The sequence below is a fragment of the Kitasatospora sp. NPDC057500 genome (assembly GCF_042802195.1).
Taxonomy (GTDB): domain Bacteria; phylum Actinomycetota; class Actinomycetes; order Streptomycetales; family Streptomycetaceae; genus Kitasatospora.
Genome location: NZ_JBHVER010000019.1, coordinates 49,544 through 70,800, shown reverse-complemented (window position 1 = coordinate 70,800; position 21,257 = coordinate 49,544). Strand labels below are relative to the sequence as shown.

The following is a 21,257-nucleotide window of genomic DNA, read 5'->3' as shown; positions in this document are numbered from 1 at the left end:
GCCCTCGGTGGCGCCCACCCCCGCGGCCGCCGCGCCCACGGCCCCCGCCCCGGCCGCGCCGACGCCCGCGCGGGCACCGGCGGCCGGCGAGGGGCGCCCGGTGTACGAGCTCAACGCCGAGCGCCGGGTGGTGGCGCTCACCATCGACGACGGCCCGGACCCCCGGCACACCCCGACCGTCCTGGCGCTCCTGGAGCAGTACGGCATCCGGGCCACCTTCTTCCTGATCGGCGAGAACGCCGTCGAGCACGCCGGCCTGGTCCGCGAGATCGCCGCCCGCGGCCACCACATCGCCAACCACACCTGGACCCACCCCGATCTGCGGAGCCTGTCCGAGGGCAAGGTCCGCGACGAGCTGGAGCGCACCTCCGACCTGCTGCACCGGACCACCGGCAAGGTGCCGACCTGGTTCCGGGCGCCGGGCGGCGACTGGTCCTCGACGGCCCTGCGGGTCAGCGCCGAACTCGGCATGCGGCCGATGGCCTGGTCGGTCGACCCCCGGGACTGGGCCCGCCCCGGGACGGGCGTGATCACCGACCGGATCCTCAAGGACGTCCGCCCCGGGGCGATCGTGCTCAACCACGACGGCGGCGGGGACCGCTCCCAGACGGTGGCGGCGCTGAAGGCCTATCTGCCGGTGCTGATCGACTCCGGCTACTACTTCACCGCCCCGCCGGGATGAACCCCGCCGGGATTGCAGACGCGTGAACGGATAAGTCGCGGGAAACACGTTTAAACCACCCGAAAGGATGGATAAGCAGAATCGTTTCCCTGCTTTTTGGGCCTCTAGGGTGATCTCGCACCAATTCCCCAGGTACCGCCGTGTACCGCCTGAAAGGGCCACCCGTCATGCGTCTGCGCAACGCCCTGCTCGCCGCCACCAGTGCCATCGCGCTCGTCCTCGCCGTCCCGGTCTCCGCCAATGCCGCCGGCGGCGAATTCCGCTACAAGTACGGCGCCGACTTCACGGGCGCGCTGATCGACCCGGAGAGCGGGACCTGCATCGACCTGCCGGAGGCCACCGACGCGGAGCCCGCGTTCGCGCCGTCCAACCGGACCCGTTCGACCGCCACCGTCTTCCTCGACTCCGGCTGCGCGGGCGACACCTCCTACCCGCTGCGGCCCGGCGGGCGCGCCGGGGACCGGCTGCTGGTCCGCTCGGTGGTCTTCTCCTGACCCCTCCGGTGCGTCGGCGCCCCGGTGCTCCGGTGCGTCGGCGCGTCGCCGCCGTCCTGCGAAGCGAATTCGTACGAACCGCGGGACAAGACGACAATTGGTTGAGACCATTCCGGTGAACCGGCCGTGAACAGCGGCCGGTGGAGTGCCTGACGACACCGGGAGCGGCCGTGCCGATTCGAACAGCCGGGCTCTCCGCCCGGACCCGCAGAGTGCTGGTCCTCGCCGTCGTCCTGTTGCTCGCCGCCGTCGGCTTCGGGGTCCGGCAGGCGATCGGCGGTGAGGACACCGACCAGGGCGGGCCGGGCGGGGCCGCCGCCGTTCCCGCGGGCCCGCGCACCGCCGACCGGATCGTCCCGGTGCCGCTCTCGGTCACCGCCGGCTCCGGCCCCGGCTACCGGCTGAGCGAGCGAACCGTGCTGCGGACCGTCGCCGGGAACGAGGCCGTCGAACGGCAGGCCGGCGAGGTCCGGCGGGTCGCCGAGCAGCTCGCCGAGGTGCTGCGCCGTCCGACCGGACTGCCGCTCCCGGTGGCGGCCGACGCCTCCGCGGCGGCCGGCGGCGACGGCATCAGCCTGCTGCTCGACCCCGCGCTCCCCGAGGAGACCGGCACCGAGGGCTACCGGCTCGCCGCCGACGCCACCGGCGTGCGGATCACCGCCCGCACTCCCGAGGGCCTCTTCCGGGGCACCCAGACGCTGCGTCAGCTGCTGCCCCCGCAGATCGAGAGCCCGCGCCCGGTCACCGGCGGCCCGGAGTGGACGGTCGCGCCGGTCACCGTCGAGGACCGCCCGCGCTACGGCTACCGGGGCGCGATGCTCGACGTCGCCCGCCACTTCTTCACCCCCGACGAGGTCAAGGGGTTCATCGACCGCCTCGCCCTCTACAAGCTCAACCACCTCCACCTGCACCTGAGCGACGACCAGGGCTGGCGGATCGAGGTCCCGTCCCGGCCCGCGCTGACCACGGTCGGCGCGGTCAGCGAGGTCGACGGCACCCCCGGCGGGTTCTACACCGCCGCCGACTACCAGGAGATCGTCCGCTACGCGCAGCAGCGGTACCTGACGGTCGTCCCCGAGATCGACCTGCCCGGCCACAGCAACGCGATCCTCGCCTCCTACCCCGAGCTGGACTGCACCAAGAGCGCCCGCCCCTGGCCGTACACCGGGATCGAGGTCGGCTTCTCCACGCTCTGCCCGACCGGTGACGCCGTCTTCTCCTTCACCCAGGACGTGATCACCGAGCTGGCCCGGATCACCCCGGGGCCGTACCTGCACATCGGCGGCGACGAGGTGAAGAACATCTCCCCGGCCGAGTACGCGGAGTTCGTGAAGCGGGTGAGCGCCCAGGTGGTCGCCGCCGGGAAGACCCCGGTCGGCTGGAACCAGACCGCGCCGGGCGGGGTCGGGGTGCTCCAGTTCTGGGACGGCCGGTCCGGGCGGGACGCTGAGCTGATCGAGGCCGCCGACCGCGGCGCCAAGGTGATCATGTCCCCCTCCGGCCGCACCTACCTGGACATGAAGTACGAGCGCGGCTACCCGCTCGGGCTGGTCTGGGCCGGCACCATCGACGTCTGGACCGCCTACTCCTGGGACCCGGACACCCTGCTGCCGCTGCCCGCCGGCTCCGTGCTCGGCGTCGAGGCGCCGCTGTGGACGGAGACCCTGGACACCCCGGAGGAACTCGACCTCATGCTGCTGCCCCGGCTGCCCGCGCTCGCCGAACTGGGCTGGTCGTCCAAGGCGAGCCACTCCTGGGAGCGGTTCAAGAGCCGCCTCGCCGAGGAGGGCGCGCGCTGGGAGGCCGCCGGCTACCGCTACGAGAAGCGCCAGGAGGTGCCCTGGCCCGCGCGGTAGGAGCGCGGATCGGGGTGGGGGATCGCCCGGTGACGGCGTAGCGTGACGAGGGGAGGGTTCGCGAAGGTCCCGAGACGGGGCAGGAGGAACCATGTCCGAACGGGAACCGGACCCGGCGGAACAGGAGGAGTTCGCGGGTCGCGTGGTGCAGGTGCTCAACGACGCCTGCCTGGGACTGATGACCAGCGTCGGCCACCGGACCGGCCTCTTCGACACCATGGCCGGCCTCGCGCCGTCGACCAGCGAGGAGGTCGCCCGCGCCGCCGGGCTGGACGAACGCTACGTCCGCGAGTGGCTGGGCGCCATGGTGGTCGGCGGGTTCGTCGAGTACGAGCCGGAGCGGCGCAGCTACCGGCTGCCGCCCGAGCACGCGGCGTCACTGACCCGGGACGCCGGGCCGGACAACCTGGCCGGGATGATGCCGTACCTGTCCCTGATGGGCGAGGTGGAGGAGCGGATCGTCGAGGCGTTCCGCAAGGGCGGCGGGCTGCCGTACTCCGCCTACCCGCGGTTCCAGGCGCTCCAGGGCGAGGAGACCGCCGCGCTGTACGACCTGGCGCTGGTGGACGCCGTGGTGCCGCTGGTGCCGGGGCTCGCCGAACGGCTGCGCGAGGGCATCGACGCGGTCGACATCGGCACCGGGCAGGGCCACGCCGTCAACGTGCTGGCCAGGGCCTTCCCGGCCAGCCGCTTCACCGGCGTGGACATCTCCGAGCAGGGCATCGGCGCGGCCAAGGCGGAGGCCGCCGCGCACGGCCTGGACAACGCCCGCTTCGAGCTCGCCGACTCGGCCGACCTCACCGGCGCCTACGACCTGGTCACCGCCTTCGACGTGATCCACGACCTGGCCCGCCCGGACCGCGCGCTGCGGGCCGTGGCGGCGGTGCTGCGGCCCGGCGGGGTCTTCCTGATGGGCGACATCGCGGCCAGCAGCCGGCTGGAGGAGAACATCGGCCACCCGCTGGCCCCGGCGCTGTACACCTTCTCGACCTTCTACTGCATGACGGTCTCGCTCGGCGAGGGCGGCGCCGGGCTCGGCACCGTCTGGGGCGAGCAGACCGCCCGCCGGATGCTGGCCGAGGCGGGTTTCGGCTCCGTGGAGGTCGAGCGGATCGAGGGCGACCCGCTCAACCAGTACTACGTGGCCCGGCTGTCCACGGCGGCGTGACGGCTCCCGCGGGGCGCACCGGGTGGCCGGGGCGGGGGGTGCGGACGTAGGTTCGAAGGGTCCCCGTGTGAAGGGAGGGCGGCGATGACCGGCAACGGCTACGCACACCCCGAGGCGCTGGTCGGCACGGAGTGGCTGGCCCACCACCTGGACGACGGCACGCTCCGGGTCGTCGAGGTGGACGAGGACACCGAGGCCTACGCCCGGGGCCACCTGCCCGGCGCGGTCGGCTGGAACTGGGCCGCCGACCTGCACAGCCCGGTCGGCCGCGACTACGCGGACCGCGCGGGCGTCGAGCACCTGCTGCGCGCCGCCGGGGTCGAGGACGACACCACCGTGGTGCTGTACGGCGGCAACGACAACTGGTTCGCCGCCTACGCCTACTGGCTGCTGCGGCTGCGCGGCTTCGGCCCGGTGCGGCTGCTGGACGGCGGGCGCAAGAAGTGGGAGCTGGAGGGGCGCGAGCTGACCGAGGAGGTCATGGACTACCAGCACAGCCCCTTCCGGCTGACCGGCCCCGAGCACCCCGAGGTGCGGGCGCTGCGCGACGAGGTGCTGGCCAAGGCGGAGGTGTTCGCCAAGCCGGGGTCGGACGCGGTGCTGGTGGACGTCCGCTCGCCCGCCGAGTACCGGGGCGAGGCGCTGGCCCCGCCGCACCTGCCGCAGGAGCAGGCGCAGGTGCCCGGACACATCCCCGGCGCGGTCAACATCCCCTGGTCGCGGGCGTCCAACGAGGACGGCACCTTCCGCTCGGCGGAGGAGCTGCGGGCGCTGTACGGCGGGCAGGGCGTCGAGCCGGAGCGCGAGGTGATCGCCTACTGCCGGATCGGGGAGCGCTCGGCGCACACCTGGTTCGCGCTGACCGAGCTGCTCGGGTACCCGCACGTGAAGAACTACGACGGCTCGTGGACCGAGTACGGTTCGCTGGTCCGGGCGCCGGTGGCGCTGGGGTCGTAGCCGTGCGGTGCGAAGGCGCGGCCATACGGTGAATGAGGGACCCGATGCGAGTTCATGACGTGCCGTCACCGGTCCGAGGCGGCGCGATGTCGGCCTGTATCTTCTGATGAACATCTCATTGTTCAGGCGTAGGCCAGGGGTCGTTGGGACAAGGATCGATCCGACCCGTTGTCCCAGTGACCCTGTGGAGGACCCCCGTGCGAAAGAGGCTGATCGTCTCCGCCGCCGCCGGCGCGCTCGCCCTGCTCCTGTCCGTCCCCGCCTCGGCCGCCCAGGCAGGACCTGGCGCCGCAGGCATCGGCGACCCCTACTTCCCGTACGCCGGCAACGGCGGATACGACGTCTCGCACTACGACATCCGGTTGAAGTACCAGCCCGCCACCGACGAACTGGAGGGCACCACCACCATCCTGGCCACCGCCACCCAGGACCTCACCCGCTTCAACCTCGACTTCGTGCTCCAGGTCAAGGAGGTGCTGGTCAACGGCCGGCCCGCCCGCTTCGCCACCTCCGGCGAGCAGGAGCTGGAGATCACCCCCGCCCGGACGATCGCCAGGGGCAGCGCGGTCACCGTCGTCGTCCGCTACGCCGACAAGCCCGGTGAGGTCGAGCGCGGCGGCTACTCCGCCTGGATCCGCACCCCCGACGGGGGCGTGGTCGCCAACGAGCCCGAGGGCGCCGCCTGGTGGTACCCGAGCAACGACCACCCCACCGACAAGGCCACCTTCGACGTCTCGGTGCTGGTGCCCAACGGCACCCAGGCGATCAGCAACGGCACGCTGACCACCAGTCAGCGCCCGGGCTGGACCCGCTACAACTACCGGCAGGCCAAGCCGCAGGCCACCTACCTGGCCACGCTGGCGGTCGGAAAGTTCGACATCCGCCAGGACACCACCCCCGGCGGGCTGCCCGTCATCACCGCCTACAGCCCCGACCTCGGCGTCAACGCCGGTGCCGCGCGGGCCAGCGTCGAGCGCACCGGCGAGCTGACCGACTGGCTGAGCGGCGTCTTCGGGCCCTACCCGTTCGACTCGGTCGGCGGCTACGTGCCCAACGTGCCCACCGGGTACGCGCTGGAGACCCAGAACCAGATCTTCTACAGCCCCGCCCAGTTCGCCCGGGGCTCCAACACCTCCGTCGTGGTGCACGAGCTGGCCCACCAGTGGTTCGGCGACAGCGTCTCCGTGCAGCGCTGGAGCGAGATCTGGCTCAACGAGGGGTTCGCCCGCTACTCGCAGTGGCTCTGGTCGGAGCACGAGAACGAGGGCACCGGCCAGGAGCTGGCCGACTTCATCTACGACCTCTACCCGGCCGGCGACCCGTTCTGGACGGTCAGGCCGGGCGACCCGGGCGCCGACCGGCTGTTCGCCGGCGCCGTCTACGACCGGGGCGCGATCGCCATCCAGGCGCTGCGCAACACCGTCGGTGACGAGAAGCTCTTCGCGATCCTCAAGGGCTGGCAGAGCGAGCGCAAGTACGGCAACGCCACCATCCAGCAGTTCCAGGCGTACGCCGAGCGGGTCTCCGGCAAGCCGCTGGGCGAGCTGTTCAACACCTGGCTGTACACGCCGGGGAAGCCGGCGGCGGGCACTTCGGGCATCGGGGGCGCCCCGGCCGTCGCGGCCTCGGCGTCGGCCCCGGCGGGCTCGGCGGGCCTCGCGCCGGGCGGCGCTCCGGGGGCGCGGCCGGAGCCGAAGTCCTGGAAGAAGATCCAGGAGACCAACACGGTGCACGAGCACGAGCACGGGCAGCGGTAGCAGGTTCGCCGGTGCCGATGCCGATGCCGGGGCCCGGCCGTCCGGACGTGAGCGGACGGGCGGGCCCCGGCGCGGTCAGGCCTTCAGGGCGCCTTCCTCGGTGAGCACCAACTCCTCGATGCCGAAGAGGAAACGTTCCATGGCGGGCCGGGGGAGCACCGCCGGGTCGGCGGTCATCGCGAGTTGCAGAGCGGCGGGGGTGCGCAGCGCGTCCAGGGCGTAGGTCAGGCCCGGGCGCGGGTCGAAGTCGACGGGCCAGACGAGGGTGGTCCGCCCGTCCTCGCCCCCGGCGGGCGCGTCCGGTCCGGCCGGTGCGGCCAGGCCGCTCGGGAGCAGCTCGCGGGTGTCGTTGAAGACGCAGGAGCGGTCGGCGAGCGGCACCCGCTCGGCGGTCAGGCGCTCGACCTCGGCGTCCAGCAGGCGCCGGTCGAAGTAGGCGTGCCGGTAGGCGGCGATCGACGCGGCGTGGGTGCGGCGCACCGCCGCGCCGAAGTCGCCGTCGGCGTCCTGGAGATGGAGCAGGGCGTCGCCGGCGACCACGCTGACGGCGTCGGTCAGGCCGGACAGGAAGCGGTTGTTGACCACGACCTGGAGCACCGCGTCCGAGCGGCCGGCCAGCCGGGCCGTCATCGCGGCGGCGGCCGCGAGCAGGACGGCGGAGGAGCCGGTGCGGTGCGCGGCGGCGACCGTGTCGACCGCGCGCAGCAGCGCGGGCGAGGTGAGTACGGCGTTCGGGAACCGCTCGGAGGTGCCGGCGTCGGTGCCGGCGTCGGGCTCGTTCGGCGGGAAGAGCCGGGCCGGGGCGGCGCGCAGCTTGCGCAGGTTGTGCGCGCGGGCGTTGGCGTCGCGCTTCAGGCCGCGCTCCGAGGTCTGGAACGCGGCCTCCTCCAGCGGCTGCCGGGGCGAGCGGGCGGCCCGGATCGCGTCCGGGCCGGCGCCCAGGGAGAGTTCGGAGAGGTCGCGGACCAGCAGGCCCATGCCGGTGCCGTCCACCGCCGTGTGGGACAGCACCAGCGAGATGTGCCGCACCAGGCCGTCGGCGACCACCAGGCCGGTCCGGATCGGCCACTCGGTGGCGCAGTCGAACGGCAGCCCGGCCAGCTCCTCGTGCAACGCGCCGCCGACGGCGGCGAGTTCCTCCGGACCGGCGTCCGCCGCGCAGTCGCGGACGTGCACCGTCAGCAGGCCGTCCGGGTCGACGCTCTGGCACAGCCCGGTGCCGTCCGGTTCGGGCAGCAGCCGGGTGTGCAGCGAGTCGTGCAGGTGGAGCAGGTGCCCGAGGGCCTCCAGGACGGCCGTCAGCGGTACTCCCGGGTCGAGCGGGGTCGCGGTGGCGATGTTGAAGCGGGGGCGGTCGGCCGGGGCGGCGCGGTTGACGACGTCCCAGATGGCCCGCTGGCCCCAGGTGGCGGGACCGCTGCCGGAGCGGCCGTCGGCGAAGGGGAGGTCCAGTTGTCGGCTTGTGGTCACCGTGAGGGTTCTCCGATGCGCTCGTGCGTACTCGATGGGGGATGCGGGTGGTGCTGGTGGGCGCGGTGGGAGCCGTCCCGCAGAGTCTGCTGCACCGCCCCGACAACCGTCGAGACCCCGGTCGGCCGGCGAGAGGGCCTAGGCGGCACCCGGCGGGTGGAGGACGCCGGTCCGGGCGACTCCGGCGTACCAGCGGGCGCTGGACTTCGGGGTGCGGGCCAGGGTGCGGTGGTCGACGTGGACCAGGCCGAAGCGCTTGGCGTAGCCGTACGCCCACTCGAAGTTGTCCAGCAGCGACCAGAGGAAGTAGCCGCGCACATCGGCGCCGTCGGCGATCGCCCGGTGCACGGCCGCGAGGTGCGCGTGCACGAAGGCGGCGCGGTCGGGGTCGTCTACGGCGCCGTCCGGGCCCGGCGCGTCCGGGTAGGCCGCGCCGTTCTCGGTGACCACCAGCGGGAGCTCCGGGTGGCTGCGGGCCAGCGCGGTGAGCAGCTCGTGCAGTCCGGACGGGTCGACGGCCCAGCCCATCGCGGTGCGCCCGCCCGGGGCCCGGTGGAAGCCGACCCGGTCGGCGCCCGGCCAGGGGGAGGCGCTGCTCGCACCGTGGCCGTCGACGCGGACGGGGTCGGTGCCCTCGGGCGCGGTGGAGACCACGGTGGGGGTGTAGTAGTTGACGCCCAGCCAGTCCAGGCGTTGGCGGATCGCGGCCGGGTCCCCCGGGCGGACGAAGGACCAGTCGGTGAGGTGCGCGGTGTCCGCGAGCAGGTCCCGGGGGTAGCCGCCGTCCAGCATCGGGCCGAGGAAGACCCGGTTGCCGACCGCGTCGATCCGGCGCACGGCGTCCCTGTCGGCGGCCGACGGGGTGAGCGGGCGCAGCGCGTGCAGGTTGAGCGACACCGACACCCGGGCGTCGGCGGGCAGTACGGAGCGCAGTGCCGACACGGCCAGGCCGTGGCCGAGGTTGAGGTGGTGGGCGGCGCGCAGGGCGGCCACCGGGTCGGTGCGGCCGGGGGCGTGCACGCCCGAGCCGTAGCCGAGGAAGGCGCTGCACCAGGGCTCGTTGAGGGTGGTCCACTCCGTGACGCGGTCGCCGAGCGCCTCGCCGGCGAGGGCCGCGTAGGCGGCGAAGTGCTCGGCGGTGCGGCGTTCGGGCCAGCCGCCGGCGTCCTCCAGCTCCTGGGGGAGGTCCCAGTGGTAGAGCGTGGCGACGGGGGTGATGCCGGCGGCGAGCAGGTCGTCGGCCAGGCGGCGGTAGAAGTCCAGGCCGCGCCGGGAGGCGGGGCCGCGGCCGGTGGGCCGGACCCTCGGCCAGGCGATCGAGAACCGGTAGGCGGTGAGGCCGAGTCCGGCCATCAGCCGGACGTCCTCGCGGAAGCGGTGGTAGTGGTCCACCGCCACGTCGCCGGTGTCGCCGCGGTGGACCTTGCCGGGCGTTCGACAGAAGGTGTCCCAGATCGACGGGGTGCGGCCGTCCTCGGTGGCGGCGCCCTCGACCTGGTAGGCGGAGGTGGCGGCGCCCCAGTGGAAGCCGGGCGGGAAGCGCAGCGCGGTGGGAGTGTCGGTGGCGGGGTCGGGGTCGGGCGTGGGCACGGGTCCTCCAGGAGCGTCGGGGGTGATGCCGTCCACGATGTGTCTGCCCAGCGGGCCGGGGACCATCGCGTGCGCGGGCCGTTCGGGCGGGCGGGGTTCGGCTTGGCGTCAATGCGACAGGGGAGTCCGAATCCGATCGAGTGGTTGATGTTCTCGTCCGGGTGATGTCGGTTCCGTCGCGTCGTGTGTGTGCCAAGAGTGGTGCGCCATGACCACTCAAGATGTGAGCGTTCCCGCCACGACGACCACGACCACCGCCGCCGGGGGCGGGGCGCCGGCCGTCGGGCCCTCGCGGCGGTCCGTCGTCACGATGACCGGCGCCTCGGTGCTCGCCGCCGGGCTCACCGCCGCCTCCGCCGCGCCCGCGACCGCACTCGCCCCGGCCGTTGCCCCCGCCGTCGCACCCGGGCTCGCCCCGGCCGCCGTTCCGCCGGGCACCGACGAGCAGGCCTTCACCACGGTGGCCCGCGCGATCGCCGTCTACGACGAGCACGACCGGCCACTCGTCCCCGGCTACCTGAAGATCGTCCGTGACGGCCTGCCGACCGGGCGGGCCCGGGCGACCAAGCGCGTCCTGGTCGTCGGCGCCGGCCCGGCCGGGCTGCTCGCCGCCGACCTGCTCAACCGGGCCGGCCACGACGTCGTCGTCATCGAGGCCAACGGCAACCGGGTCGGCGGCCGGATCAAGACCTTCCGCAGCGGCGGCCACGAGAACGGCCAGCAGCCGTTCGCCGACCCCAAGCAGTACGCCGAGGGCGGCGCGATGCGGCTGCCGGAGAGCCACCCGCTGGTCATGGCGCTGCTCGACAAGTACGACCTGCCGCGCCAGGAGTTCCTGCTGGTGGACGTGGAGGTGGAGAACCCGTCGAAGCGGGCCAACCGCACCTGGATCCACGTCAACGGCCTGCACGCGCGCCGGGCCGACTACGAGGCGGACCCGAGGGAGGTCAACGGCAGCTTCGGCGTCACCGGCCCCGACCTCGCCCGGCCCGCCGCCACCATCTACACCGAGGCGCTCGAACCGGCGATGGCGCTGGTGCGCGGGAAGGAGGGCGCGGCCCTGGTCGAGGGCTGGGCCACCGTCCTGCGGCGGTACGGCCACTGGTCGATGTACCGGTACCTCACCGAGGAGGCTGGGCTGGACATCAGGACCATCGACCTCATCGGCACCATCCAGAACGTGACCTCCCGGCTGCACCTCTCCTTCGTGCACAGCTTCCTGTCCGCCGCGCTGATCGACCCGAAGACCAAGTTCTGGGAGATCAAGGGCGGCACCGCCCGGCTGGTCGACGCCCTCTACGCGTCCGTGAAGGGCAAGGTGCGGTTCGACCGGCGGGCGGTGCGCATCGACCGGGACGGCGCCAAGGTCCGGGTGCACACCGTCTCCGAGGAGTGCCAGAGCGGCAGGGGCGGGATCACCGAGGTCTTCGAGGGCGACGAGGCGATCATCACCGTCCCGTTCGCCGGGCTGCGGCACGTGGCCTTCGAACCGCCGCTCTCCTACGGCAAGCGGCGCGCGATCACCGAAGTGCACTACGACGCCGCGACCAAGGTGCTGCTGGAGTTCTCCCGCCGCTGGTGGGAGTTCACCGAGGAGGAGTGGAAGGCCTCGCTGGACAGCATCGAGGCCGGGCTCTACGAGCGGTACCGGACGGGCCGGGTCGACGACGGCCGGTACCTGGGCGCGCACGCCTCGGTGGGGCAGCTCGGGGTGAGCGTCCCGGAGGACCTCAGGAAGTGTTTCGCGGACTTCCGCCCCCTCGGGGCCGACCCGGAGGCCAGCCATGTGCGCGGCGGCGGCTCGGTGAGCGACAACGCCAACCGGTTCGTCTACTTCGAGCACGCCCACCCGATGGAGGGCAGCGACGGCGGCGTGGTGCTCGCCTCCTACAGCTGGGCCGACGACGCGCTCAAGTGGGACTCGTACGCCGACGAGGAGCGCTACCTGCGGGCGCTCGCCGGAGTGCAGGCGATCTTCGGCCGGCGCTGCGAGGTGTTCTTCACCACCAAGGCCAGGACGCAGTCCTGGATGCGCGACCACTACGCCTACGGTGAGGCCTCGGTGCTGCTGCCCGGGCAGCACACCGAGCTGTTCCCGGACATCCCGGGCTCGGAGGGGCCGCTGCACTTCGCGGGGGACCACACCTCCACCAAGCCGGCCTGGGTCGAGGGCGCGCTCGAATCGGCCGTGCGGACGGCGCTGCTGGTCCACCAGGGCTGACCGGCGGGGCCCGGGGCAGCGGGGCTCGGGCGACGGGCCCGGGGCGGCGGGGCGATCCCCGGTGGTGTGCGGGGATCGCCCCGGGTGCCGGTCGGCCGTCGCCGCCGCCCCGGTCAGCGGCGGGTGGCGGTCACCAGGTGGTAGTCCAGCAGGCCGTCGCGCCAGGTGTGGAGGAAGTTGCGGGTCCAGTGGCCGGGCGGGACGGTGCCCTCCAGGTAGCGGTCCAGCCCCGGCCACACGTCCGCGCCGATCGACTCGGTGGCGACGTCGGCGAAGCCGGCGGCCGCCAGGTCGGCGGTGAACCCGTCCAGCGGGTGGGCGACGTCCAGGCCGTTGGCGAAGCTGCCGAGCAGGATGCTCAGCCGCTCGGCGACGTCCGGCCCGGCGGCGCTGAAGAAGGTGGTGACCACCAGCCGTCCGCCCGGCCGCAGCACCCGGGCCGACTCGCGAGCGAACCCGGTCAGCTCGCGGAAGTGCTGCGCCGCCTCGACCGAGTACAGGCCGTCCAACGAGGCGTCCGCGAACGGCAGATCGTCCGCCGAGCCCAGCGAGTAGGCCAGCCGGTCCGGGAAGGTCGCCAGCGCCTTGGCGTTGACGGCGCGGGCGCGCTCGATCTGGTCCGGGTGGATGTCGACGCCCGTCACCGCCGCGAAGCGGAACTCGCAGAGCGCGAGCGCCGCACCGAGCCCGCGCCCGCAGCCCACCTCGCCCAGCCGCAGCGACTCCCGCGGCCCGGGGAAGGCGCGCAGCACCCGGCGGTAGAGGTCCTCCTGGCTGCGCACCCGGTCCTCGACGGTGGGCGCGGTGGTGCGGATGCCGCTCCAGTCACCGAAGTTGATGAATCCGCCGCCGAAGCTGGCGGCCCGTGACAGATCGTCGGCGCCGTAGGTCTGGCGTACCGGTCCGGGGATGCGGTCCTGGCTCATGGCTCGCTCGGGCTCCTCGTGTGTAGTGGCGGCGGCCGATGGGGCGGCGACGGGCGGGAGGACCGGTGCTCCGGGGGCTCCCGCGGGCGCGCGCCGCTGTACGTACCCAAACATGCCTGGGACGGAACTACCCGAAGGAAGTGGTTTCGCGCGACAACGCGCAGGCCAATCGGGTTGTGAGTGATACGGGATGATGAGCTTGCTTACTGCGGTGACTTCAGCTCCGTCGCCCCGCACCCTACCGCCGTACGCGGCGTGGAACGTACCGGCGACACCGGTGCGGGGGCACGCCGGCGGGCGGGGGGAAAATGACCGGCGCGACGGCCGTCCGGGCTGCGAGACTGGGCGCCCCGGCCGTTCGGGCACGGGGACGCCTGTGCACAGGCGCACGGGGACGCGCTGAGACGGCGAGACGGCGAGACGGGGAGCGTCATGGGGATGGACACGGGGGACGGGCGGGTCGCCCCGCCGCTGACCGGTGGTGAGCGGGAGACGCTGCGGGCGTACCTGGACTTCCACCGGGGGACGCTGGCGCTGAAGTGCGCCGGACTGACGGACGAACAGCTGCGGCTGCGCTCCAGCCCGCCCTCGACGCTGACGCTGCTCGGCCTGGTGCGCCACATGGCGGAGGTCGAGCGGACCTGGTTCCGGCGGGTGATCGACGGGGAGGACGTGCCGCTGCTCTGGTCGCCGGAGGGCGACTACCAGGCCGCGTACGACGCGGCCGGCGCGGACCGGGCCGAGGCGTTCGAGGCCTGGGAGGCGGAGGTGGCGCACGCCCGGCGGATCGAGCGGGAGGCACGGTCGCTCGACGTCACCGGGTACCAGCCGCGCTGGAAGGCGGAGGTGTCACTGCGGACGGTGATGCTGCACCTGATCCACGAGTACGCGCGGCACAACGGGCACGCCGACCTCCTGCGGGAGGCGATCGACGGGGAGGTCGGGGCCTAGCGTCGTAGCGTCCGGGCCTCCGCCGATGCGCCTGTACCTCTCCTCGTTCCGGCTGGGCGCCCACCCGGACCGGCTGCTCGCGCTGCTCGGCGGACCGGGCCCGGCCGGGGTCGCGGTGATCGCCAACGCCATGGACGCCGAGCCGGAGGCGGCCAGGCTCGCCGGTGTGCGGCGCGAGTTCGACGCGCTCGGCGGGATCGGGCTGCGGCCCGTGGAGTTCGACCTGCGGGAGTACTTCGACCGCCCCGCCGCCGCGGTCGGGCAGGCGCTCGCCCGCTTCCCGGCGGTCTGGCTCAGGGGCGGCAACGTGTTCATGCTGCGCTACGCCCTCGCCCGGTCCGGCGCGGACGTGGCGCTGCTCGACCTGCTGCGCCACGACGCGCTGGTGTACGCCGGGTACAGCGCCGCCGCCTGCCTGCTCGCCCCGAGCCTGCGCGGCCTCGACCACTGCGACGACCCGGGCGTGGTCCCCGACGCCTACGGCGAGCCCGCCATCCGGAAGGGCCTCGGCGTCCTCGACCACGCCGTGGTGCCGCACGTCGACTCGCCCGACCACCCCGGGACGGCGGCCCTCGGCCGGGTCGCCGCCGGCTACCGCGCCGACGGCACCCCGCACCTCGTGCTGCGCGACGGGCAGGTCCTGGTGATCGACGGTCAGGACGTCCGGGTGCACTGAACGGTGGTTGTCAGTGGCCGCTGCGAGGATCGTCCGCATGAACGCCGAGAACGCCGTCACCTGGGTCGCCGACCTGCCCACCACCGTCGAGCTGGTCCGCACCCTGCACGACCTCGACGGCTGCTGGACCAGGGCGGACGTCGAGCGGCTGGTCGAGGCCCGGCCCGGCTGGAGGATCCGCCGGGACCTCCAGGACGTGCTGGTCGTCGGCCTCCAGGCCGATCTCCGTTGGCCGCTCGGCGCGGAGCTCTTCCTCGGCGCCACCGCGCCCAAGGCCGACCGCTACCGGCGGGCCTGGGTCCCGCTGCTCGACTTCCGGCTGCCGACCCCCGAGCAGGAGCGGCGCACCGCGCTGCGCACCCTCTCCGAGGCGCTGCGCGGGATCGGCTCGCCGACCGCCGTGCCGACCGCCGCCGACGGCTTCGGACTGCGCTGGCAGTCCGCCGGGCGCACCATGCTCCTCCAGGCCAACGACCGCCGGGCCTGGATCGCGCTCCAGCCGCACGTCGTCGAGGTCCGGCACGCCCGCCCCGACCTGCCCGCGGTGGTGGCCGCGTTCGTCCCCGCGCTGCACGACGCTCCCGGCGGGTTCCTGCCGGTCGGGACGGTCCGCCGGATCGCCGCCGAACACCCCGGACTGCGGGTCGGGTTCGGGGACGGCTACGCCGACATCCGCACCGGGGACCCAGTGTTCGCGCCGTCCTTCGCCACCCGGGTGTCCTTCGTGCGCCCCGGCCCGGAGGGCACCTACGACGTGCTCGACCTGCACCGGTTCGACGAGCTGCCGCTGACGCCGGAGCACCGGCGGGAGGTCTTCGGCGAGGTCTTCCGGGCGGTCTGCGCCGTCCTCGGCGAGCCCACCCTGTTCGGCGGCGGCCCCGACGGTCCGGACGTCCGCTGGCGCGAGGCGGGCGAGAACGGCCGGGTGCTGCGGCTGCTCTGCGAGGGGCGGCGGATCCGACTGGAGACCGAACCGGCAGCGGAGTTGGAGGAGGGCGAGCGCATCGCCTTCGAGTACGGCGGGCCGGCCGGCTCCGACGGGCCCAGCGACTTCCCGATGCTGCGCTACAGCTGGCAGCTTCACCTCGCCCACCAGGCGCCCGGCGGCACCGCGGACGTCCTGCCGGGCGGGCGGCTCGCGCTGACCCTGCCGCACCTGCGGGAGGGACTGGAGTGCCTGCTGGCGGCCTGGATCGAGCAACTGCCGGTCCAGCGGCCGGGCGAGAAGGTCACCTTCGCCATCGCCGCGCCGCAGATCAGCGGCGGCCTCTCGGTCGCCTACAGCACCGGGAAGGGCGTACTGCTGCGGGTCGGCCCGCGCCCCGGCGAGCCCGCCGAGGTCGCGGCGGCGATGACGGCGGACGGCTGGCAGCCCTCGGGCAACCGCTTCAAGGCCGAGTTCAGGACCCCGACGCGGGCCACGGCCGGGGAGGTCGCCGCGTTGATCACCGCCGAGTTGGCGGCGCGCGGGATCAGCGGTGACTCCGGCTTCGGTCTCGGCCCGGGCCGGGTCACCGCCCGCCGCCTCGCCCTCGGCGCGTCGCGGCAGCTCGCCGGGCACGGGTTCTTCCGTGTCACGGGGCTGGGGCTGGAGACCTCCTGACCCCGGTCTCCGGGCCGGTGGCCATGCCGTGGCCGGCGCCCGGCGATTGGCGTGCGGGTCCGACGTTCCGTCATGGTGCCGGAGGGGCGGTGCAGTTCGGGACAACGGGCGCTCACCAGGAAAGGTGTGGACCAATCCAGACATTCCCTATGCTCTCACCCTGATCGACTGATCGGAACGCGGTGGGGAGCGGCAGTGCGCATCAATCTGCTCGGACGGTTCGAGCTCCAGGACGACCACGGCAGGGCCCTGCCGCAGCCCGGACCGAAACGGCGCGCGCTGCTCGCCGCCCTCGCCCTCGACCTCGGCCGGACCGTCCCGGCCGAGCGGCTGACCGGCCTGCTCTGGGGTGCCGCCCCGCCCGCCGCCGCGCGCTCCGCGCTCCAGGGCCACGTCACCGCCGTGCGCCGACTGCTCGCGGCCGCCGCCGAGGGCGCGCCCCCGGCCGGTTCCATACCCGAGGACCCGGACGGCCTCCACCTGATCGGCCGGGGCTCCGGCTACGCCCTGCTCGGCCACCCGGACGCCGTCGACGCGCACCGCTTCGAGCGGCTCTGCGCCGCCGCCCGCGGCGAGGCGGTCACCGACGCCGCCGGTCTGCTGCACACCGCGCTCGCCCTCTGGCGCGGGCCCGCCCTCGACAGGTGCGGCTCCGCCCGGCTCGCCGCCGAGGCCGGGCCCCGGCTGACCGCGGCCCGCTGGCGGGCCGTCGAGCGGCTCGCGGCCGAGACGCTCGCCCGGCGTGACGACCCTGACGGCCGAATGGCGGAGGTGGTGGCCCAGTTGACGGCGCTGCTGGCCGCCGAACCGCGCCGGAGGAACGCCGCCGCGCTGCTCGCCCGGTGCCTCGAACGGCCCGGGCCGTCGCAGGGATCGGGTGCGGAGGGCGAACCCGCCCGCGGTTCGGGATCGTTCATCGGCCGCGCCGGTGAACTCGCCCGCCTGGACGCGGCCGTGGCCACCGCCGCCGGCCGCCCCCTGCTGCTCACCGGCCCCGCCGGCGTCGGCAAGACCCGCCTCGCCCACGCCTGGGCGGACCGCCGCGCCGACCGCTTCCCCGACGGCCGCCACACCGTCCGCCTCCACGGTGGCGGCCTCCACCGCGACGGCCTCCACCGCGACGGCCTCCACCGCGACGGCCTCCACGGTGACGGCCTTCACGGTGACGGCACCGCCCCGCTCACCCGCTCCGCCGCCCTGGCCGCGCTGCTGCGCGCCCTCGGCGCGGGCGAGCTCCCGGGTGGCGACACCGAACGAGCCGCCCTGCTGCAGGCGTTGACCGCCGGGCGCCGGTTGCTGCTCCTGCTGGACGACGCCGGATCCGCCGAGCAGGTCGAGGCGTTGCTGCCCGGCCATCCCGGGGTGCTGGTCCTGGTCACCGGCGGTGCCGGGCTCACCGGCGAGCTGGTGGCCCGCCAGGGCGCCGTCCCGCTGCCGCTCGGCGCCCTCGCACCCGCCGAGGCGGTCGGACTGCTCGCCGCCACGGCCGGGGCCGGGCGGATCGCTAGGGCACCGGACGCCGCCGCCCGACTGGTCGGGCTGTGCGACCAACTGCCGCTCGCGGTGGGCCTGGTGGGTGCCAGGATCGGCACGGGAGGCGGGAGTGTCGCGGCGGTGGCGGCGGAACTGGCCGAGGGGCGGCGGGCGGGCGCCGACGGGGTGGCGGCCGCGCTCAGGGTCGGGCGGCGGGGGCTGCGCGGCGAGGCCGCGAGGGTCCTCGCGCTGACCGGGCTGCTCCCCGGCGCGGGCATCGAGGAGCGGGACGTCGCCGCGCTCGGCGACGTGCCGGCCTCCCGGGCGCGCGAGCTGCTCGCGGCGCTCGCCGCCGCCCGGTTCGTGGAGGCGGACGGTCCGGGACGGCTCGGCCGGCCGGGCCCGGTGCGCCGGTACGCGGCCGAACTCGCCGCCGGCCTCCCGGCGGTCGAACGGGCGGCCGCGTTGGGCCGGTTGCTCGGCCGGTGGGCGGAGACCGCCGAGGCCGCCTCCGTCGCCGACGGGCTCGACAGCACCCGCGGCCCCGACAGCACCCGCGGCCCCGGCGGCCCGGTGGGCCAGGAGGACGCCGTGGCGTGGTTCCGCCGTGTGCGGCCCGCCCTGCCGGCCCTGGCCCGCGCCGGTGCCGCGCACGGCCTCGACGCCGAGGTCTGGCGGCTCGCCCACGGCTGCGGACCGCTGCACTACCAGGACGGCGCCCACCTGGACGAGTGGGAGGAGCTCGCCCGGGAAGGCCTGGCCGCGGCCGAACGCCTCGGGGACCGGGCCGCCCGGCTCCGGCTGCGGACCGACCTGGGCCTCGCCCTGGTCTCCCGCAAGCGCTTCGCCGAGGCCGCGGCGGTCGCCGAACAGGCCGTCGCGGACGCCGCGGAGGCCGAGGACGCCGCCGTCCGCGACCGCTGCCTCACCGCGCTCGCCGGCACCCTCGCCGCGTCCGGCCGCGGCTACGAGGCGATCGCCGTGCTGGAGCGGGTCGTGGCCTCCTGCGAGGCCGACGGCGACGGCCCGTCGACCGCCCGCGCCCTGGACCACCTCGCCCACTGCCTGCACCGGGTGGGGGAGGCGGAGCGCGGTCTCGCCCACACCGACCGCGCCCTCGACCTCCTCCGCGACCACCCCGGCGACCCGCTCCACGGCACCCTCCGCTTCAGTCGCGCCGAGGCCCTCCGCGTCCTCGGCCGGGTCGAGGAGGCCCTCGGAGCGTCGCGCGAGGCCCTCGCCCTCGCCGAGAGGCACCACGACACCCGCCTCACCCTGCTCGCCCTCGACTTCAACGGCGCCGTCCTCGCCGAACTCGGCCGCCGCGACGAGGCCGCCGACCACTGGCGCCGCGCCCTCGCCCTGCACACCGCCGAGGGCCGCCCCGACCCGGCGCTGGCCCGCCGCCTCGTCGCCCGGGAGGAGTGAGGGGACGTCGGGGACGCTCCGGCCGCACTGCCTCGTCGCCGCCGGCCAACGGCTGGGGAGCGGGGAGTGCGGGGGCGTGGGACGGGTTCTGCCGGCGGCGGGCGGGCGCCCGGTGTCGCCACCGCCCCCGGTGCCCCCTTCCGCGCCGAGGCGTCCGGCCGGCCCGGGCCGGCAGGTCGTCGCGGATCCCGTCCGCGTCCCAGCAGTTGCGGGCCGGCCGGCCGGCCGGCGGGGCGGACGGACGGGTACGACCGATGTCGTATTTCCGGGTGGGATCGCGTTCGACCGTTGACCTCCCGGCCGGCGGGCGCTTGGCTCGGCCCCAGCCGGGCGGCGGGGGCGCAGCGGGCCCGGGCACCGTCATCAGGGGAGGACGATCGATGACCACCACCCGTACCCGGCGCTGGGCCGCCCGTACCGCAGCCGTCCTGGCGGCCGCCGCCGTGGCCGGCAGCGCGGTGCCCGCCGCGCAGGCGCGTCCGCCCAAGGGCGAGACCGCCCGCGTCAGCGAGGGCTTCAAGGGCGCGCAGCTCAGCGGCTACTCGTACGCGCTCGGCCTGAGCGAGGACGGCCGGTCCGCGCTCTTCACGTCGGCCTCGGCCGACCTCCTGCCGGGCGGCAGCGGGTCGGACGACGTCTACGTCCGGGACCTTCGCAACGGCCGCACCGAGCGGGTCAGCGTCGCCGACGACGGCTCCGCGCTGGACTTCCCCACCACCGACGCCTCGATCAGCGGCGACGGCCGGTACGTGGCGTTCAGCACCTCCGCCTCCGGGGTGGTGCCCGGCCAGGTGGCGCACAACAGCGACGTGTACGTCCGCGACCGCCGGACCGGGCGCACCGAGCTGATCACCGCCGGCGCCGTGCCGAGCGGGGAGGACCAGAGCCTGCGCGACTCCCACCAGCCCGTCCTCAGCCGGGACGGACGCTACGTCGCCTACGCCTCCGACCGCACCGACCTCGTCCCCGGCGTGCGCCGCGGCAGGCTCAACATCTACGTCACCGACCGCTGGACCCGCACCACCCGGTTGGTGACGACCGGCCCGGACGGCCAGGGTTCCGGGGGCAACGCCGCCAACCCGACGATCAGCGCGGACGGTTCCGCCATCGGCTTCACCGCCCGGACCTGGTACCCCGGCCCGGGCGCCGCCGGTTCGCCGGACGCCGCGCCGGACGGCACCCCGGGGCTCACCGGGCCGCGCTACTACCCGTTCTTCGTGTGGAAGGCGGACAGCGGGCTGATCACCGGCGCGAGCGCGGACGGCACCGGCACCGTTCGCGGAGTCGGCCATGACGCACGGATCAGCCCGGACGGCCGCTACGCGGTCTACAGTCTGCCGATCTTCGGCGCCGGGACGCCCGACCACAACCACAGCATCCGGATGGACGTCCACGTCCACGAACTGGCCACCGGTCGGGTCACCAAGGTCAACGCCGACCTGCCGGGCACCGCCACCACGAAGGACTCGGGCGGCGGCGTCATGACGGCCGACGGCCGCTGGGTCTACTTCGACTCCACCGCCGACACCCTGGTACCCGGCGACACCAACAACACCTCCGACGTGTTCCGCCGCGACCTGCGGACCGGGCGGATCGAACGGGTCAGCCTCACCCTCGACGGCGAGCAGAGCACCGGCCCGTCCTCCACCCCGTACGTCGACGCCGCCGGCGGTACGGTGCTCTTCACCGCCGAGGACGGCAACCTGGTGCCGGGCGACACCAACGGCACCTCGGACGTCTTCCGCCGCCGTCTGCGGGGAACGGCCGGGTAGCCGGGCGATCACCCGGCTTGAGGCGCCGCCGCCGTCGCCGCGATCCCGTCGGGAAGGACACCAGGCAGGCCGAGGACGGTACCGTCCCTGCCTGCCGCTCCGCGCTCGGACGACGCCCTTCCCGCACAGGAGGGCGGCTGGTTCGCAGACCGGACCTCGCTGCAACCGGCTGTTGAGAAGGGGCCGCTACGGCGGGGGCAGCACTGACCGGCTCGCCCACTGGACGGCGTGCG

Annotated in this window: 15 protein-coding genes; 12 read left to right on the top strand and 3 right to left on the bottom strand. The window is 74.8% G+C overall.

The window, feature by feature from the left end:
* The 6 genes from ACFU74_RS06875 to ACFU74_RS06850 all read left to right on the top strand — a co-directional run.
* Positions 1-682: polysaccharide deacetylase family protein (locus tag ACFU74_RS06875; protein ID WP_380752905.1), on the top strand; the 682-nt coding region annotated here is incomplete at its 5' end.
* 167 nt (positions 683-849) lie between these two features.
* A complete protein-coding gene (locus tag ACFU74_RS06870; RefSeq protein WP_380752902.1) occupies positions 850-1,176 on the top strand; it encodes a hypothetical protein in 327 nt (108 codons plus the stop codon).
* A gap of 170 nt (positions 1,177-1,346) precedes the next feature.
* A complete protein-coding gene (locus ACFU74_RS06865; protein WP_380752899.1) occupies positions 1,347-3,032 on the top strand; it encodes a beta-N-acetylhexosaminidase in 1,686 nt (561 codons plus the stop codon).
* Between the two features lie 91 nt (positions 3,033-3,123).
* A complete protein-coding gene (locus ACFU74_RS06860) occupies positions 3,124-4,200 on the top strand; it encodes a class I SAM-dependent methyltransferase (protein ID WP_380752896.1) in 1,077 nt (358 codons plus the stop codon).
* 84 nt (positions 4,201-4,284) lie between these two features.
* Positions 4,285-5,157 carry a sulfurtransferase gene (locus tag ACFU74_RS06855; RefSeq protein ID WP_380752893.1) on the top strand — a complete coding sequence of 291 codons (873 nt, stop codon included), beginning with the start codon at positions 4,285-4,287 and terminating at the stop codon, positions 5,155-5,157.
* A 197-nt stretch (positions 5,158-5,354) separates the two neighbouring features.
* Positions 5,355-6,914: a M1 family metallopeptidase gene (locus tag ACFU74_RS06850; RefSeq protein ID WP_380752890.1), complete on the top strand. Its 1,560-nt coding sequence runs from the start codon at positions 5,355-5,357 to the stop codon at positions 6,912-6,914.
* 75 nt (positions 6,915-6,989) lie between these two features.
* Here the strand turns inward: ACFU74_RS06850 and ACFU74_RS06845 are convergent, their stop codons facing one another.
* Both ACFU74_RS06845 and ACFU74_RS06840 read right to left on the bottom strand, forming a co-directional pair.
* Positions 6,990-8,384, bottom strand: coding sequence for a condensation domain-containing protein (locus tag ACFU74_RS06845; protein ID WP_380752887.1), 1,395 nt, complete (start codon positions 8,382-8,384; stop codon positions 6,990-6,992).
* A gap of 138 nt (positions 8,385-8,522) precedes the next feature.
* Complete coding sequence (locus ACFU74_RS06840; protein ID WP_380752884.1) at positions 8,523-10,040, bottom strand: GH1 family beta-glucosidase; 1,518 nt, start codon at positions 10,038-10,040, stop codon at positions 8,523-8,525.
* 244 nt (positions 10,041-10,284) lie between these two features.
* Here ACFU74_RS06840 and ACFU74_RS06835 point away from each other — a divergent pair, with 244 nt between their 5' ends.
* Positions 10,285-12,195 carry an FAD-dependent oxidoreductase gene (locus ACFU74_RS06835; RefSeq protein ID WP_380752911.1) on the top strand — a complete coding sequence of 637 codons (1,911 nt, stop codon included), beginning with the start codon at positions 10,285-10,287 and terminating at the stop codon, positions 12,193-12,195.
* A 113-nt stretch (positions 12,196-12,308) separates the two neighbouring features.
* Here ACFU74_RS06835 and ACFU74_RS06830 read toward each other — a convergent pair whose 3' ends face one another.
* A complete protein-coding gene (locus tag ACFU74_RS06830; RefSeq protein WP_380752881.1) occupies positions 12,309-13,121 on the bottom strand; it encodes a class I SAM-dependent methyltransferase in 813 nt (270 codons plus the stop codon).
* Between the two features lie 432 nt (positions 13,122-13,553).
* Here ACFU74_RS06830 and ACFU74_RS06825 point away from each other — a divergent pair, with 432 nt between their 5' ends.
* The 5 genes from ACFU74_RS06825 to ACFU74_RS06805 all read left to right on the top strand — a co-directional run bounded on the left by ACFU74_RS06825 (position 13,554) and on the right by ACFU74_RS06805 (position 21,024).
* A complete protein-coding gene (locus tag ACFU74_RS06825) occupies positions 13,554-14,072 on the top strand; it encodes a DinB family protein (RefSeq protein ID WP_380752878.1) in 519 nt (172 codons plus the stop codon).
* 25 nt (positions 14,073-14,097) lie between these two features.
* The gene (locus tag ACFU74_RS06820) at positions 14,098-14,748 is read left to right on the top strand and encodes a Type 1 glutamine amidotransferase-like domain-containing protein (protein WP_380752875.1); all 651 of its coding nucleotides are present in this window, start codon (positions 14,098-14,100) and stop codon (positions 14,746-14,748) included.
* Positions 14,749-14,785: 37 nt separating this feature from the next.
* The gene (locus ACFU74_RS06815) at positions 14,786-16,351 is read left to right on the top strand and encodes a hypothetical protein (protein ID WP_380752872.1); all 1,566 of its coding nucleotides are present in this window, start codon (positions 14,786-14,788) and stop codon (positions 16,349-16,351) included.
* 195 nt (positions 16,352-16,546) lie between these two features.
* Entirely contained in the window at positions 16,547-19,252 is a 2,706-nt protein-coding gene (locus tag ACFU74_RS06810) for a BTAD domain-containing putative transcriptional regulator (protein ID WP_380752870.1), read from the top strand.
* 380 nt (positions 19,253-19,632) lie between these two features.
* Positions 19,633-21,024 carry a TolB family protein gene (locus ACFU74_RS06805; RefSeq protein WP_380752867.1) on the top strand — a complete coding sequence of 464 codons (1,392 nt, stop codon included), beginning with the start codon at positions 19,633-19,635 and terminating at the stop codon, positions 21,022-21,024.
* Positions 21,025-21,257 lie beyond the last annotated feature (233 nt).

Coding starts and splice junctions, on each gene's coding strand:
- ACFU74_RS06870 (WP_380752902.1), top strand. CDS start 850: ATGCGTCTGCGCAACGCCCTGCTCGCCGCCACCAGTGCCATCGCGCTC.
- ACFU74_RS06860 (WP_380752896.1), top strand. CDS start 3,124: ATGTCCGAACGGGAACCGGACCCGGCGGAACAGGAGGAGTTCGCGGGT.
- ACFU74_RS06855 (WP_380752893.1), top strand. CDS start 4,285: ATGACCGGCAACGGCTACGCACACCCCGAGGCGCTGGTCGGCACGGAG.
- ACFU74_RS06840 (WP_380752884.1), bottom strand. CDS start 10,040: ATGGTCCCCGGCCCGCTGGGCAGACACATCGTGGACGGCATCACCCCC.
- ACFU74_RS06835 (WP_380752911.1), top strand. CDS start 10,285: ATGACCGGCGCCTCGGTGCTCGCCGCCGGGCTCACCGCCGCCTCCGCC.
- ACFU74_RS06830 (WP_380752881.1), bottom strand. CDS start 13,121: ATGAGCCAGGACCGCATCCCCGGACCGGTACGCCAGACCTACGGCGCC.
- ACFU74_RS06825 (WP_380752878.1), top strand. CDS start 13,554: ATGGGGATGGACACGGGGGACGGGCGGGTCGCCCCGCCGCTGACCGGT.
- ACFU74_RS06820 (WP_380752875.1), top strand. CDS start 14,098: ATGCGCCTGTACCTCTCCTCGTTCCGGCTGGGCGCCCACCCGGACCGG.
- ACFU74_RS06815 (WP_380752872.1), top strand. CDS start 14,786: ATGAACGCCGAGAACGCCGTCACCTGGGTCGCCGACCTGCCCACCACC.
- ACFU74_RS06805 (WP_380752867.1), top strand. CDS start 19,633: ATGACCACCACCCGTACCCGGCGCTGGGCCGCCCGTACCGCAGCCGTC.